At 56.5% G+C, this 15,719-nt stretch carries 6 protein-coding genes; all 6 read left to right on the forward strand.

Annotation, left to right across the window (positions count from 1 at the left end; translation table 11 throughout):
• The first annotated feature begins 61 nt into the window (after positions 1 to 61).
• Positions 62 to 2,746 (forward strand): alpha-L-rhamnosidase, encoded by a 2,685-nt coding sequence (locus K7P01_RS25685; RefSeq protein WP_267297460.1) that lies wholly within the window; start codon positions 62 to 64, stop codon positions 2,744 to 2,746.
• Between the two features lie 43 nt (positions 2,747 to 2,789).
• A complete protein-coding gene (locus K7P01_RS25690; protein ID WP_267297461.1) occupies positions 2,790 to 5,822 on the forward strand; it encodes a sensor histidine kinase in 3,033 nt (1,010 codons plus the stop codon).
• A 138-nt stretch (positions 5,823 to 5,960) separates the two neighbouring features.
• Complete coding sequence (locus tag K7P01_RS25695; protein WP_267297462.1) at positions 5,961 to 6,599, forward strand: response regulator; 639 nt, start codon at positions 5,961 to 5,963, stop codon at positions 6,597 to 6,599.
• 187 nt (positions 6,600 to 6,786) lie between these two features.
• The gene (locus K7P01_RS25700; RefSeq protein WP_267297463.1) at positions 6,787 to 7,953 is read left to right on the forward strand and encodes a glycoside hydrolase family 5 protein; all 1,167 of its coding nucleotides are present in this window, start codon (positions 6,787 to 6,789) and stop codon (positions 7,951 to 7,953) included.
• Between the two features lie 32 nt (positions 7,954 to 7,985).
• Entirely contained in the window at positions 7,986 to 9,725 is a 1,740-nt protein-coding gene (locus tag K7P01_RS25705) for a TonB-dependent receptor (RefSeq protein ID WP_267297464.1), read from the forward strand.
• Between the two features lie 2 nt (positions 9,726 to 9,727).
• Positions 9,728 to 15,715 (forward strand): carboxypeptidase-like regulatory domain-containing protein, encoded by a 5,988-nt coding sequence (locus K7P01_RS25710; RefSeq protein ID WP_267297465.1) that lies wholly within the window; start codon positions 9,728 to 9,730, stop codon positions 15,713 to 15,715.
• Positions 15,716 to 15,719 lie beyond the last annotated feature (4 nt).

Raw genomic sequence — 15,719 nt, forward strand, 5'->3', positions numbered from 1 at the left:
TACCCGACACCTGAATACTGAATTATCTCTATTTTCGCCCGTTCACCTAAGTCAACCGACTATGTTAAATGCTGTTTTCTCACGTCGCGCCATCGCGGCTGTATGGTTATTGCTGACAAGCCTTTCGTCTGCCGGGGCTCAGCAGATTTTTTATGCTACGGCGCTTAAAACTGAGCATCTTCAAAATCCTATTGGGCTGGATGCAGCGGCGCCGCGGTTTTCGTGGCGGTTGGAGGATGCGCGGCCGGGTGCACGGCAAACGGCGTATCGCATCCTGGTCGACACGGACTCGGTGGCCGTGGCCAGTGGGCGGGGTACTGTGTGGAATTCTGATTGGACGGCTTCGGACGAAACGCTCGTGACCTTCGGTGGATCTGCGTTGAAACCCTTTACCCGGTATTACTGGCGTGTAGACCTGGCGGATTACCGCAAGAAGCGTACTGTTACCGGTAGCATCGCGCACTTTGAGACGGGGATGATGCGCCAGCAGAACTGGAAGGGAACATGGATCACCGATGTCGACGACATCGCATTGAAACCGGCGCCTTATTTCCGGCGGGTGTTTCAGGCCTCTAAGAAAATTGTATCCGCCAGGGTATACGTTGCGGCGGCGGGGCTTTTTGAGGTCTACGTCAACGGGCAAAAGGTGGGCAATCACCGGCTCGACCCAATGTATACACGCTTCGATAAACGCAACCTGTATGTGACGCATGATGTGACAGCCCTGTTGCAGTCCGGTGCAAATGCCGTCGGCGTGCTGCTGGGGAACGGTTGGTATAATCACCAGTCGACTGCCGTGTGGGATTTTCATAAGGCACACTGGCGCGCGCGTCCTGCTTTTTGTCTCGACCTGCGCGTTACTTATGCCGACGGTACGACGGACACCATCAGCTCGGACACTACCTGGAAAACGTCGCTTAGCCCGGTCGTTTTCAACAGCATCTATACAGCCGAGCATTACGACGCACGCCGCGAGCAACCCGGCTGGAGCACGGTCCGCTTTGACGATGCGGCCTGGGCCAACGCGATTGCACGCAAGGCTCCGTCGAACAACGTTGTCGCACAGGTGCTCCACCCTATCCGGAACGTGGAGGAGCTTGCGGCAGCGTATATGCGCAAGCTGAATGACACCACTTATGTGTTCGACCTGGGGCGCAACATTGCCGGTGTCAGCAAACTTACCGTAACGGGGCCGGCGGGTACAGTGGTGCGGCTCAAGCACGGTGAACGTCTCTATGCCAACGGGCATGTCGATCTTTCCAACATCGATGTGCATTATCGCCCAAAAGATAATTCCGATCCGTTTCAGACGGACATCGTCATTCTGAGCGGCAAACCGGATGAAACATTTATGCCCCACTTCAACTACAAAGGTTTTCAATATGTGGAGGTGACAAGCTCCGTACCGCTGACGCTGAACGTGAAAAGCCTGGTGGGTTATTTTATGCACAGCGACGTACCCAGCGTCGGCAGCCTGACAACCTCGGAGCCGCTGGTGAACACGATGCTGCAAGCTACCAACAACTCTTATCTGTCGAACCTCTTCGGCTATCCCACGGACTGCCCGCAACGGGAAAAGAACGGCTGGACAGGTGACGCCCAGATCGCTATCGAAACGGGCCTGTATAGCTTCGACGGCTTTACCGTATACGAGAAGTGGCTCGCAGATCACCGCGACGAGCAACGGGCTAACGGGGTACTCCCGTCGATCATTCCCACGGACGGCTGGGGATATGAATGGGGCAACGGTCCCGACTGGACCAGTACGATTGCGATCATTCCCTGGAATTTATACCTGTTCTACGGCGACAGCAAGCCGCTGGCCGATTGTTACCCCAACATCAAGCGCTATGTCGATCACATCGACAGCATCAGCCCTACGGGACTGACAACATGGGGACTCGGCGACTGGGTGCCGGTAAAATCGAAGGCTCCGGTCGAGCTGACGTCTACCTGCTATTATTATGCAGACGCGGTGATCCTGGCGAAGGCTGCCCGGTTGTTCGGGCACGCGGATGATCATGCAAAGTATACTGCGCTGGCGGGAAAGATCCGCGATGCGTTCAACGCAAAATATCTGAATCGCCAAACAGGTATTTATGGCAGTGGCTTGCAAACCGAGCTGAGTGCTCCTCTTTTCTGGGGCTTAGTGCCCGACGCTATAAAGCCTATGGTGGCGGCGAAGCTGGCCAAACGCGTCGAGGCGGATGGCTTTCACCTGGACGTGGGGCTGCTCGGACAAAAGGCTATTCTGAATGCCTTAAGTGAAAACGGCTACCCCGAAGTTGCCTATAAAGTTGCCGCGCAAAGGACGTATCCTTCGTGGGGCTGGTGGGTCGTCAACGGTGCCACTACGCTGTACGAGAATTGGAATATTCAGGCAGCCAATGACATTTCGCTCAATCATATCATGTTTGGGGAGATTGGTGCGTGGTTGTATAAATCGCTGGGCGGTATAAAACCAGACCCCGCGAAACCGGGGTTCAGGCATGTATTGTTACAGCCGCATCCAGTGCCAGAGCTTACGCAGGCAGATGTGACGCATACAGGGCCGCAGGGCATGATCCGGTCGCATTGGTGGCGTGAAGCGGGGACACTGCATTATACTGTTGTTGTGCCGGCGAATGCCACGGCGACGATTACACTGCCGGTGGTGGCGGGGTTGCGGGTCTACCGGGGGAAGAAGGTGGTTGCCACAAAAGAGGTGACAGTTGAGGCGGGAACACATTTGTTTGAGTGGCGGTAAAATGCGATACGCGTATTTGTGACGCGATTCGTATATTTAACGTATGCTACGGTCCCCCCTCGCCCGATGCGCTTCGCTGTGTTTGTTCTTCGTGCTTACGGGCATGGGGGGCTCTACGACGTACGGGCAGTTGCCGGCGATTACGTTTGAGACAATCTCGTCGAAGGACGGATTGCCGGGGAATACAGTGCTGTCGGCAGTACGGGATAAGGCGGGGTTTATGTGGTTTGGGACGCGGCAGCATGTGGTACGATATGATGGCGCGTCGTTCAAAAGCCTTACCGATCCGGAGACCAGTTTTGTGACCGGGCTTGCCGCCGATGCCAACAATGACGTTTGGCTGTCGTCTGACCGGAATGGCCTTTGCGTGATTCGCCACGATACACAGGCACTGGAGTGTTTTCCGCAAACACCGCAGCCTACTGACCTGGAGACTACCGGTTACTTTTTTCTCGATCGTCACCGCCAGGGTTGGTATAGCGACCGCGATGGGGTAAACCGCATCGACCTGGCTACGGGTAAACGCTTTCATTATCCCTTGCGCAAAACCACCTATGTGTGGATGAAGGCGGTGTTTACCGAGGACACCGATGGTAATCTCTGGGTGGTAGGCCGTGACAACGGCTTGTTCCGTTTTGACCGCGAGCGTGATACACTGCAATGCGTGCTGGGTGCCGATTGCACCCAGGGCCCGGGGGAAGAGCCGATGCTGTTCGCCACCGCCTGTGCCGGCGCGGACGCAACCGTGTGGCTCGGCTCCTACAATTATGGCCTGATACGCTACGACACCCGTCGCCATACCTGGCATCAATACGCTACCGGCCGCCGCAGCAACCAGGTGAATAGCCTCGCCCTCGGCAATGACGAGAACGGCCACCCCATCGTGTGGGTCGGCGATAACCAGGGACTGGGTGTCTTCCGTCCCGAGCAAGAGAAATTTTATTTCTTTCCGGATCTGCTACCCAATGTATATGAGGTGAACTTCATCTACCGCGACCCTGAAAACGGCATCGTGTGGACATGTACGTCAGAAGGTATTATCAAATACAACCCCGAGAGCAACCTCATCCGCACCCTCCTGCTGCCAACGGGACTGGTCTCTTTTCCCGTGATGGTGAACACGGTTGTGACCGATTTGCAAGACAGTACCCTCGTATACCTGGGGCTTTCACACACGGGCATGGTCCGCTGGAACCGGCGACGAAACGAGTTCACCCTGATTCGCTATCCGAATGAGTCTGCCGACACCCGCTGGATGATCGCCCGGGAAGATGGCACGCTCTGGATCGGCACCAATTGCTGGAATTATGTACGGCCGGGCATCCTGGTCTACGATACGCACCGCGAAAAATTTGTCACCCCCCCACTGAGCCAGCAGGCCAACCGTTATTACTCCGTGCCGTTTTTTATGTATGGGCAATTTGATGCCCGGGACCGCCTGTGGGTTGGCAACTCAGACGAAGGTGTGCACGGTGTCGACGACGGTACGCTTCGGGAGATCACGCCCTGGGATACCGCCCGGCAGCGTGCGTTGCTGCACAATAACAACCTCATCAACGACATGCGTGTTGGCCCCGACGGCCGCCTCTGGTTGGGCACTATGCGCGGTGTATACTATGGCGACACGGCGACCCAGACCTTTGTACACGCCGATCCCGTGGGTACGGCGACACGCATACACGACCTTTCCGTCAACACCCTGTTGCACGACCGGCAAGGCAACCTGTGGGCTGCGCGCTGGGGCAGCCTGACCTGTATGAACCCCGCGGGGGAACTGATGATGGTGCTGACGACCCGCGATGGATTTGTCGACCGTCAAATCCAGGGTCTTGCGGAAGATGATGCTGGCAATATCTGGGCTGGCAACTATGAAGGTTTATACTGCTATCACGCGGCGTCGGGGAATCTCAAACGCTTCACCCTGAACGATGGATTGATCAACAACAACACGCTGGGACGCATATTCACAAACCTCCGCGGTAACGAGCTCTATATCGGTCAGCAGAATGGCATAAACGTGATCGACGTCGACCGTTTGTTCCGCCCAACGGCGGAAGCCACCGTCGGCATCAGCAGTTTCAAGGTCCACGAGCAGGAACGTACGATCGATCCTCGAAAGGTCATTCAGCTCTCGCCCGAAGACAATGCCTTCAGCATCGATTTCATTGCCCTGAACTATCGCAAAAAACACGACAACGTTTACGCGTACTACCTGGAGGGGTTTGAAAAAGACTGGAACCACAGCGGTTCGCAGCACCGGGCCTACTATACCAACCTCAGCCCTGGACGCTATACCTTACACCTCAAGGCCGGCGACGCCCTGGGGCATTGGAGTACGGAGGCGGCGATCGTTCAGCTCGAAGTGCTGCCCGCCTACTACGAAACAGCCTGGTTTCGCACGTTGGTATTCCTGGCGATCTGTGGTTTGCTGTATGCGTTGTACCGGTATCGGATCAACCAGCTGCTCCGCCTGCAGCATGTACGCAACCGCATCTCGGCCGACTTGCACGATGAACTCGGCTCGTCGCTCAGCGGTATCAGCATCATGGGTGCGCTCGCGAAAAAAGACCTGCCGGAGACACATCCTTCGGCCTCCTTTGTCGACCGTATGGTGGAAGAAGTACAGCAGATCAGCAGCTCACTGGACGACATCGTCTGGAACATCAGTCCCCGCAACGACGCGCTGTCCAGCCTGGTGGCGCGTATGACGCGCTATGCCTCCGAGCTGTTCGAGGCGCGGCAAATACACTACACCATCACCGTGCCGGAGCATTTTGAGCACCTTCGCCTGTCAATGGAGCAGCGGCGCAATTTCTACCTGATCTTCAAAGAGTCGGTCAACAACCTGATCAAGTACGCGCAATGCCAGCATGCCACCGTGCACATCGCCGTGGAGCGAAGAAAGCTCTGCCTGACCATTGCCGATGATGGCGTGGGTTTTGATCCGGGTGCTCCGCACGGCCGGAATGGCTTGCTCAACCTGCGCCAACGGGCGAATAGTCTAAAAGGTACACTTCAAATCTTCTCCACCCGCGGAAAGGGCACTTCGTTACAGCTGGAGTTTCCGATCGGCTGATCTAAACCAGTGCGAGGGTAAAGAAGAAGAACTACCCAAAGGGGTTATTGTAAACCTGGCGCCAACGTTTTTGCTTTGTTCTATAAAAGGTGTGACAACCTTCTGCTATTTCCCTGAACGCCACGACTAAACCGGTATATGCAATTGATCCGCGTTTCTATTTACGAAGACAATGCCAAGCTGCGCGACCTGCTCGAGCTGCTCATTACGAATGCCGAAGGGTTTGTGCTGGTGGGCTCTCATCCCGATTGCCGGTCGGTCGAAAGCGAGATTCGCCCGGATGCGCCCGATGTCGTGATCATGGATATCGACATGCCCGGCCGCAGTGGTTTGGAAGGTGTGCGCATTGTCAAGGAATCCAATGTCAACATTCGCGTCATCATGCACACCGTCTTCGACGACGACGACAAGCTGTTTACCTGTCTTAGTAACGGTGCCGACGGATACCTGCTGAAGAAAGATTCGTCGGCGCAGCTCGTCCGGGCGATCAAGGAGGTGTATGATGGGGGCGCGCCGATGTCGCCGGGGATTGCGCACCGGGTGTTACAGGCATTCCGTCAGCCAAAGGCTACGGCGAAAAAAGAGTATAATATTACGGATCGCGAGCAGCAGGTGCTGGAATTGCTGTCGCGGGGGTTTTCCTATCGGATGATCGGGCTGGAGATCAGCATTTCGCCGGAGACAGTGAAGAAACATCTTAAGAATATCTATCAGAAACTGCATGTGCAGTGTGGGCCGGAGGCGGTGGCAAAGGCTATTCGTGAGCGGATTATTTGAGCACTGCACGGTTACAGTTCAATCCTTAGATACTCGTATAGTGCAGAGCTGGCGCAAGTTTAAGCGCCAAATTTCACTCCCGCTCTCACACGCACACTGTTTCCTACCCAAAGGGGTTATTGTCTGATGCCTGCCAAACGTTTTGTTTTGTGTTACCAAAACAACATTCCGAAGATTGAAACTGTGTATGAAAAAATTCCCTCGTAAAAAGATTCTCTCTCTTTTAGGACATGCTTGCACCCTGGCCGTCTTGTTGACGGTCGTCGGCTGCGGCAGTGATGATGACACCGACAACGGTGGTGACAACAACGATGACCCGAAGGCAACGTTTTATGTCGATGGTACGACACTGAAAGATCCCTGTGGCGACGCGGTGATCTTGCGGGGCGTGAACAAAATGAGCGTGTTCGATGAAGCGGATCCGAACGGAGACACGTACTTGCCGGAAATTGCTAAGTCGAACAGCAACTGTGTCCGCATTGTTTGGCAGGCTACCTATAGCAATGGGCAGGCGGCGCAGATCTCCCAGCTCGAGACGTTGATCCAAAAGTGCATGGCGTTGAAGATGATCCCGATGGTTGAAATGCACGACGCTACGTGCAATCTGGGCGGCCTGTCCGCCGTAGTCGATTATTGGACGCGTGCCGAGATGGTCACGCTGGTACAAAAATATGAGCATGCCCTGCTGGTCAATATCGCCAACGAAGCGGGCGACTACGCGGTGACCACCGCGCCGTTTGTGGCCGCCTATAAAACAGCGATTACGCGTCTGCGCGACGCGGGCATCCGCACACCGCTCTTTATCGACGCGCCGGATTGCGGCAAGAACCTGGAAGTGCTGATACCCGCGGCGGCAACGCTGCAAGCCCATGACCCCGACCACAACCTGATGTTCTCGGTGCACACGTATTGGTCAAAACTCGCGGTGTCCAACGTACAGCCTACCTTCATTAAGGACCAGCTGGATGCGGCCGCGGCGGCCAACGTGCCGCTCATCATCGGCGAGCTTTGTGCCTTCGGTGGCTGGGCGGGCAACGACTCGCCCGACTATGCTGCCTGCGGCGACGAAGGCGCCGTGGACTATAAGACTGTATTGCAAGAGGCATCCCGTCACAACATGGGCTACCTCGTGTGGGAATGGGGACCCGGTAACGGTTACTATAATTATGATCCGCCGGTGCTTTGTCCGGGGATGGACATGACCACGAATGGTACGTATCAATCCATTGTCAACATCGCGGCCGGCGATGCCACAAAGGGATGGATCCGCGACGTCGTCATCGACCATGCGAATGGGCTTCGCAAGAGCGCCACCAAGACGGCGTATATCGAAGGCGGTTTCTCCTGCGATTAACACGCTCTTCAAAAAGACTCAACCTCTCCCCCATGCTGTTTGTATCAATATTATCCGGCCACCGGCCGGACAGGGTATGGCTTTGCCTTTTCGCGCTGCTGATGGCTGCCCAGTCAGGTCAGACACAGGATCTCGCCCAGCTCGACCAGGTCAAGCCGTTCGACATCCAGGGCAACATCGAGGCCCGCGCTGTATTCTACGATGCTAACGGCATCCCTGCGCGCTACTTACCCTTCAACTATTTAATTTCCGGCACGCCGGTGCTGTCGGTATATTCTGTACAGATACCGGTATACTTCAGCTTTAGTCGTCAGCAAAGCTCGTTTACGCAACCCTTCAACCAATTTGGTCTCAGCCCCCAGTATAAATGGATTACGGTGCACGGTGGCTATCGCAACCTGCACTACTCGCCGTTTACCCTCGCGGGCCACACCTTCCTGGGCGGTGGTGTGGACTTGCGTCCGGGAAAGTGGCGGTTCAGCGGTATGTACGGCCGCTTTAACAAGGCCACGGTGCTGGATACGCTGCAAGGAGTATACATCGAAAACTTTTCTTACAAACGCACCGGTTATGCAGCGCGCGTCGGCTATGGTACGGATGCCAGTTATTTCGACCTGATCGCGTTGCATGCGCAGGATGAACCCGGCAGCGCCCCGGTGGAGCGCACGGCCCTGTTCGACTCGCTCAAGATCACGCCCGCCGAAAACTGGGTGACGGGCTACCAGACACGCCTGACTTTCCTGCAAGGGAAGCTCATCTTCGAGAGCGACGGAGCGGTCAGCATCTACACGGCAGACCAGCGCCTGCCGGCGATCGAAGACAGTACGCTGCGGGACGATCTTTCGTTCGTTGAGCGTTTTGTCCATGTGAACTATAGCACCGAAATCTATAGTGCCTTCCAGGCGAGCCTGGCCTACCGCGTCAAGCGTATGGGGGTTAAACTTCAATATCGCCGCATCGACCCGGGCTATCGCTCGATGGGCGCATACTTTCTCAACAACGATCTTGAAAACTGGACGGTCAACCCTACTCTTACGCTCTGGCAAGGCAGGATCCGGTTTGTCGGTAGCCTGGGCTTTCAGCGGGACAACCTACAGGACAAAAAACGGGCAACGTCGCACCGCGTGATCGGCGCGGCGAACCTTACGGCCGACCTGACCGAACGGTGGGGTATCGACCTCTCGTATACCAATTTCAGTAACACCCAACGCGCCGGCACCGTACGTTTCGCCGACTCCCTGCGAGTAGCCCAGTCTACGCAGAACCTGTCGATATCACCGCGTTATATGAAGCTTACGGCGCTGCATAGCCATTCGGTCTTGCTGTCGTTTAACCTCAATACATTTCGTGAGCTGAACGACCAGCGTACCCTGGAAGGCACCGGTAACGACATTACCACGCAGACCTACTTTGCCACATATCAGCTGGGCTTCACGGCCGCGCGTGCATCGCTCTTTCTCACCGCCAACTATGCCCGCCTGGGCAACGATCAGCTACAAGACCGCAACAGCGGGCTGACCCTTGGCGCATCAAAGCCCTTTGCGGCGGGCAAGGTCGTCCTGACCGGTTCCACGGGGTATATACTCAGTGACCGCAACGGCGAGCAGGGTTACATGCTGAACGAGTCCTTGCAAGTGCGGTATACTCTCCATCCCAAACACAGCGTGCAGGCCATGGTCGTTTTCCTCGGCAATTATCCCGACCAGGTCTCGGAGATCCAACGGCGGTTCACCGAGCTGCGCGCAGAAATAGGCTACAACTTTAACTTCTGATCATGAAATCGCTCCCTGTTCTTATGCTCTCGTGCTTTCTCGCCCTGTTCGCCACGCTGCCGGGGCGGGCACAAAGTCCCCTGCGTATTCAGGTACAGGTAGCCAAACCGTACCCCAACAAGATCAACGACTTTCAAAGCAACCCTAACCAGGTGGTGATCGTCATTACCAACGCGTCGCGTGTGTCGTATGACATTCAGTTATTGGGCTCGGTGACGGGCGACAATAATATTGCGGTGCGCACAGCGGCCGGCTATCGCAGTGCCCGCCCCATTACAGTGGCGCCGATGGGCATGACGCGTGTTACCGCGGAGGAAGTCGGCGAGCTCTTCAACCCCAACCACCTGGTCTTTGCGGGCATCACCCGCGAGGCGGCCATCCGCATGAATGGATTGCCCGAAGGTATATACCAGGTATGCGCCCACGCCATCGACTATACCACACGCACACCCCTGTCGGAAGAAGAGCCCCTGGGTTGCAGCAATTTGTTTATGGTTTCCAACCTGGAGCCACCGGTAATTATCCGGCCGTTCGCCGACGACTCACTGCGCGCGTATAGCCCGCAGAACATGGTCTTTAGCTGGTCGTTGCCACCGGGGGCACCCCCGACCACGCAGTATACCGTGCGACTGGTCGAAGTTCCCGACATGCACCGGAATCCCTTCGACGTCATGCGGTCGTCGCGTCAGCCCTATTATGAAACTACGGTGACGGGTGCGCCGACATTACTCTACGGACCTGCCGAGCCGCCACTTACGCCCGGCAGGCGCTATGCTTTGATGGTCACGGCGATCGATCCCTTTACAAATGTTGTATTTCGAAACGGCGGACGCAGCGAGGTCGTCGCCTTTACATACGGCACGCCTGCACGCCGTAATACCACCGGTAGCACGCTGGTCCGGGCCACGACCACGATTCCCCTGGCGATCCCCCGCACGACAATCAAGGGCAAGATCAACTGGTACTTTAAAGCAACGGAGGAAAAACAGTCACCCCTGGTAAGCGCCGTGGTCGTCAATCACTTTGTGGAAACATCGTTGATCAACGCCATGCTCGACCCTTCCGCCGGCACAAGCAGTACAACCCAGTTAAACCAGGTTATGCATATGACGGCTATTACCAACGCGCCGGTGACGCCCACGACGCCGGCCAACACACCGCAACAAAATACAACCTACCGTCCGACCCAACCCCTGGTTGCCACGCCGCGCAGCACCATCAGCAACGCGCAGGCGGCCGCCGTCGGCATCTATGGCGGCGGTACGGTCAACACGGTTACATCCACCCCCTTAAGCGCCGCGGCCAGCCTGGTGGATCGTGTCGCCGATCTGGTGGAAATAGGAAATAACCCCTACCCGCTCCAACGTGTACCTGTCAAAGTCTATGCCGTCCATCCCTCTGGCGGAGAGTCACTGCTGACATCGACCGTAACGGACGGGGAAGGGGTTTTTAACGTCTCGTTTATCAATACTGCCTTTTACAATCCCGCCCTGGGCGACAAAATAAAGGTATATATCAACCACCCCGATTTCCTGCTGCAGCGAAACGTACTGTCGTTGCCGCGGCCCGACTCGGTGGGCCACTTCGACCTCGGCACGCTGTCGGCCCTCGCGCGCACATTTCGGTTTAAGCCTCATGTGGTCGACGAAGAAGGGCAACCGGTGTCCGCCGCCGTCGTGGAAGTATACCGCCCCTCGTCGTATTATTGGCAGGAGCCTAACCACCGTAAAGAAGGCAACGGTGGCGGCGATGGCGCCCTCGTCAACGGACAGCTGTGTACAAAGGTGGCGTCTATTCGCTCAGGCAGCGCCGGCCCCCGATTATTTTATAGCGACGATCCCCTGGACCGCTATATAGTCAAGGTGGTGCATTCGAAGCTATACCCCCTCGTCACCACACTACAAGTCACTGCCGACGGCAGCGCACGCGAGTCCATTCTCACGATTGAGAAAACATTCACGGCCAATACACGCATGCCCACGCTGAAAGGACAAGTGGCCAAACGTCTGCAGCCCGTGGTCGATGTGAAAGGTGCCATTGTTACCGTATACTTTAACGACGACGCGGTGTTTGGCAAGAACCCCGGCAATACAGTAGAAAGCCTCGGTAATCACCTACTCCAGGGTACAGTCATGAGCGCCTTGCCAAAACCCGCTTCAAACCTCCAAACGACCCAGCCTGTAAACAGCGTGAGTGCAAAGAGTGAAAGCGGAATTAAAGTGGCTGGCAATGCGAATCTCCTGGCACCGGCGTCCACCACGAGTAGTACGATAGCATTGCAAAGTTATGTGGGCAGCACCGCGACTAGTGTAGCAGCGGCCACACAGCTTGGCAAAAGCAGGTCCACCACCACGGATTCCTCCGGCAATTTCCTGTTTACCGAGCTGCCCATCAGCCAAACGCCCACCCGCATCACGATCCGCATACCTGGATCGGAGCGCGTATACGAGTACACCGCACTCATCAATGTGAAAGGACAGGAAATCGACATGGGCAAAATCCTGTTAGACATGAAAGTATTGACACTGGCCGGTGTGGTGAAAGATGAGCAGCAACAACCGGTCGCGCGACCGGTCCTGCGGTGGGCGTCCGGCGGTTCGCCGTTCGAGGGCGATGCGCAGGGGCGCTTTGTCACGACCAATACAGAAGGCACCGACACACTCGTCATTACCAAACTTGGATTTGAGACAAAACGTGTTCCGGTGAAGTTAACGGAAACAACGGCCTCCACTGGAAATAGTAGTCAACCGTCCGCTTCCGCGGTGATTCAATCGGTCGGTCAATGGCCGCGCGTGGTAACACAGCTACCTTCGCTGGTTCCCGTGACGGCGCAGGCACCGGCCTTCACGTCCCAGGGGCTCGGACTGTATGCGGTACACACGGCCAACCTCCCGCTGACCAGCCCGACAGAGAAAAAGGGCTCGTCGAAAAAGAAAGTCAACGCCGCCAACGCGATGATACAAGCGGATCTGGCATTCGCTCCCTTATATTCTTCGCTGTTTACCGCCGAGCAGATTCCGTCCAATGCTGTCGACCTGGGGACCATCATTGTACGAAAAAAAATCGGCCGCCTGCGGGTAAAGGTTGTTAAAGATGCTGACAAGACACCGGTATTGGGTGCGCGCATCACCATCGTCGACACACCCCTGACCGGACAAACCGATGCCCAGGGAACGTGGTATTCGGAAGTACCGGGCGGTGACATTGTGGTCGAGGTCAGCGGCCCGGCGGGTAGCGCGCTCGTTACGACGCAGAAACAAGTAACACCCCATGACACCGAAGTGACGGTATTGGAAGTCGCCTTAAAAAGCGGCGTCACCATTCGGGGTACCGTGACGGCGGCGGGGCAACCCGTGGGGGAAGCCGCGGTGCGCGTCGATGGATTCGATTATTTGCACGCTACGACGGCTACCAATGGCCACTATACCCTGGTTGTTCCGGCGGGTGATTATACTTTACAGGTTACCAAAACCGGATATGTCGGTGCAGAAAAGCAGCAAACGTTCAGCGGTACGCAGGCTACCGTAGACTTCGTGCTAACCAGGCCCTCGTTTGATATCAGTACGCTCCTCGGCTTCCCGGTAGAAATCGAACGACTCGAAGGTACGGGTAACACCCGCACGTTGTCGGGTGCTTTTATCAACCTGCCGGGCAACGCGCTGTTCCAGGTAAAACCCGGCATGCGCATTCCGTTCGACGACGTTGTCATGTCTATTGCCGGCGGTGTCGCCGTGCCCCAGGGGGGACAGGTGAACCTGTCGGTTACCAGCCTGGAGGCAAAAGCTTTCGGTTATCTCCCCGTTCGGATCAAGAATGGCGAGGCCGCCCTGGCGATTCGCCAGGTTCCGGGTCAACCTACACAAGGTCAACTGGTCGGTATACCGGAGATCGACTACGGTAAGTTTATGCCGATCCCCCTGGGGCTCACGCTGCCAGCGGGCGCTAAACATACTTTGGGTACAACGCCGACTGTAATCTTACAGTCGGGCAATGCACTGCCCGTACCGGATGCGTTGGACATCTCGTTCGCGAGTGGCCAGTCCGTCGAGCTCTATGCCTTTGCCTGCACGTTGGGGACCCCCGGATGCCAGGTAAAAGCCGACGGTTTGCATTTGCAAGGCGAGCTTAGTTTATCCGGTGTGCCGTTGCTCAACAACAGCAAGTTCAAGATCCGGGAGCTCCTGATCGGTACAGATGGCTCGGTACGCACCGTCACGGCGGATATAGGGGATGGTCTCAACTTCAGCCTCGCCGGATGGGCTGCGGGTATACAAGCTTTGTCGATCAATGAAAATGGACTCAAGCTTACCGGTGATCTTACCGTGCGTGTGCCGGCATCGACACCGTCGAAGATCGGGTTTAACAATCTTACCATCAGCAAAACGGCGCTCTATGGTGGCGACTTCTCGCTGCCTGCAGCGGGGCTTGACATCTTCGGCATCGTGCAGATGAAGCCCGGGAGCCGGCCGTTGTCCTTTGGACGCATCGGCAACACCAGCGTGCACTTCATCGGTGGCTCGGGCGAGTTCCGGCTGCCGAAGTTTATCGACAAGACGCTTTCCGTCGAGTTCTTCCAGATCCAAACCGATGGCAACTTCCAGGCCGTTGTGCCGACGAACTTCAATGTGCCCCTGCTGGGCGTGGCGGACATCTCGGTGCGCAGCATCGGTTTTAATACCAAAGGCAGTATCGGTATTGACGTGATGGGTGATTTTAACCTGCATGCCATTCCGTTCTTCCAGGCTTCGGTGGGAGGTGTACATTTTGGTCCCAACGGATCGGTATCAATCGATGAGCTGGGGGTGGGCTTTGATTTAGTAGGTATTGCCCGGCTCAATGCCCGCGCGCGTTTTATCGACCAGCCGGAACGCAAAGGCTTTGAAGGCAGCGGCAATATTAAGCTCACCGGTCTGCCGCTCGAGCTCGGCCTCGGGTTTAAGTACTACAAATTGCCCAACGGCATTGAAGTAGGTGGATTGCTTCGCGCGGGTGTGATGATCCCGGTGGGGGCTGTTACCATTACTCAGGTCGAGGGTGAGTTCTCGCTCAATACCCAGGATAAAAAGTGGATGGGCCGGCTCGGCGGCGCTGTTAGTATTGGCGGTATGAACGCTGTGCTGGCGATCAAGCCGCTCTCCATTACAGTCGAGAACGGCCCGGTGTTTAAGCTCGACGGTGGTTTGGCGGTGCTCGATCAAACCATCGCCACGGCCCACGGCATTCTCGACTTTCCACGGTCGTACTTCAGCTTTACGTTTGAGCAGAATCTGGATTTCCTGCCGGAGCTCTTTACCGTGGGCGGCGGCGGCGCGTTTGTTGTCTCCACAGCGCAGAACAACACGTACTGGCTAATGGGCGTACACTATCACGCCAGCATGCTGGGCGGCCTGGTACGCGGCAATGCCAACATTACCGCCGGCTGGGGAATGAATGTCGACGCCCACCCCGAGCACCGCGACTATACCAGCTTTATCGATCGGAATTACCTCGACAACGGTGCCCTGAAAGGCATCCATGTAGCCACGTATGCGGGCATCAACTTCGACACCGGTGAACGTGGCTTTGCCGGCGTGGCTTCAGGCCGCGCCTGGTATAACAACTACGGCGCTGTGAACCTGGACATGGGCTTTGGTCGCGGACGCTATGGCTTCCGCGTGGCGGCCGGGTGGGAAGCCGGTGCGTACCTGAAGATCGCCGACATCAACATCGCAGGTCTCGAGGCGGGTATAAACGGTGAGCTGAAGGGCTTCTACGACTACCCCGCCCGTTACCTGTCGTTCGAAGGCTCGCTGCGGGCCAAGCTCATTGCGTGGATCGGTGCATGCGACCAGCAGTGCTCGAACAAGATCTGCTGGGGTGGCTGCTTCAACGCGTGCATCTTCGGATGTGAGCTCTGCCCGATCCCCGTCGGCGGCAAGCTCTGTCTTCGGCCGGGCGTAAACGCACGCTATAATTCTGCAGACGGGTTCGGATTGTCCATTGACTTCTAATGCT

The organism is Parachryseolinea silvisoli, assembly GCF_021190955.1.
Classification (GTDB): domain Bacteria; phylum Bacteroidota; class Bacteroidia; order Cytophagales; family Cyclobacteriaceae; genus Ohtaekwangia; species Ohtaekwangia silvisoli.

Bases quoted from the DNA above. Each gene is read 5' to 3' on its own strand.
- K7P01_RS25685 (WP_267297460.1), top strand. From the start codon at position 62: ATGTTAAATGCTGTTTTCTCACGTCGCGCCATCGCGGCTGTATGGTTA.
- K7P01_RS25690 (WP_267297461.1), top strand. From the start codon at position 2,790: ATGCTACGGTCCCCCCTCGCCCGATGCGCTTCGCTGTGTTTGTTCTTC.
- K7P01_RS25695 (WP_267297462.1), top strand. From the start codon at position 5,961: ATGCAATTGATCCGCGTTTCTATTTACGAAGACAATGCCAAGCTGCGC.
- K7P01_RS25700 (WP_267297463.1), top strand. From the start codon at position 6,787: ATGAAAAAATTCCCTCGTAAAAAGATTCTCTCTCTTTTAGGACATGCT.
- K7P01_RS25705 (WP_267297464.1), top strand. From the start codon at position 7,986: ATGCTGTTTGTATCAATATTATCCGGCCACCGGCCGGACAGGGTATGG.
- K7P01_RS25710 (WP_267297465.1), top strand. From the start codon at position 9,728: ATGAAATCGCTCCCTGTTCTTATGCTCTCGTGCTTTCTCGCCCTGTTC.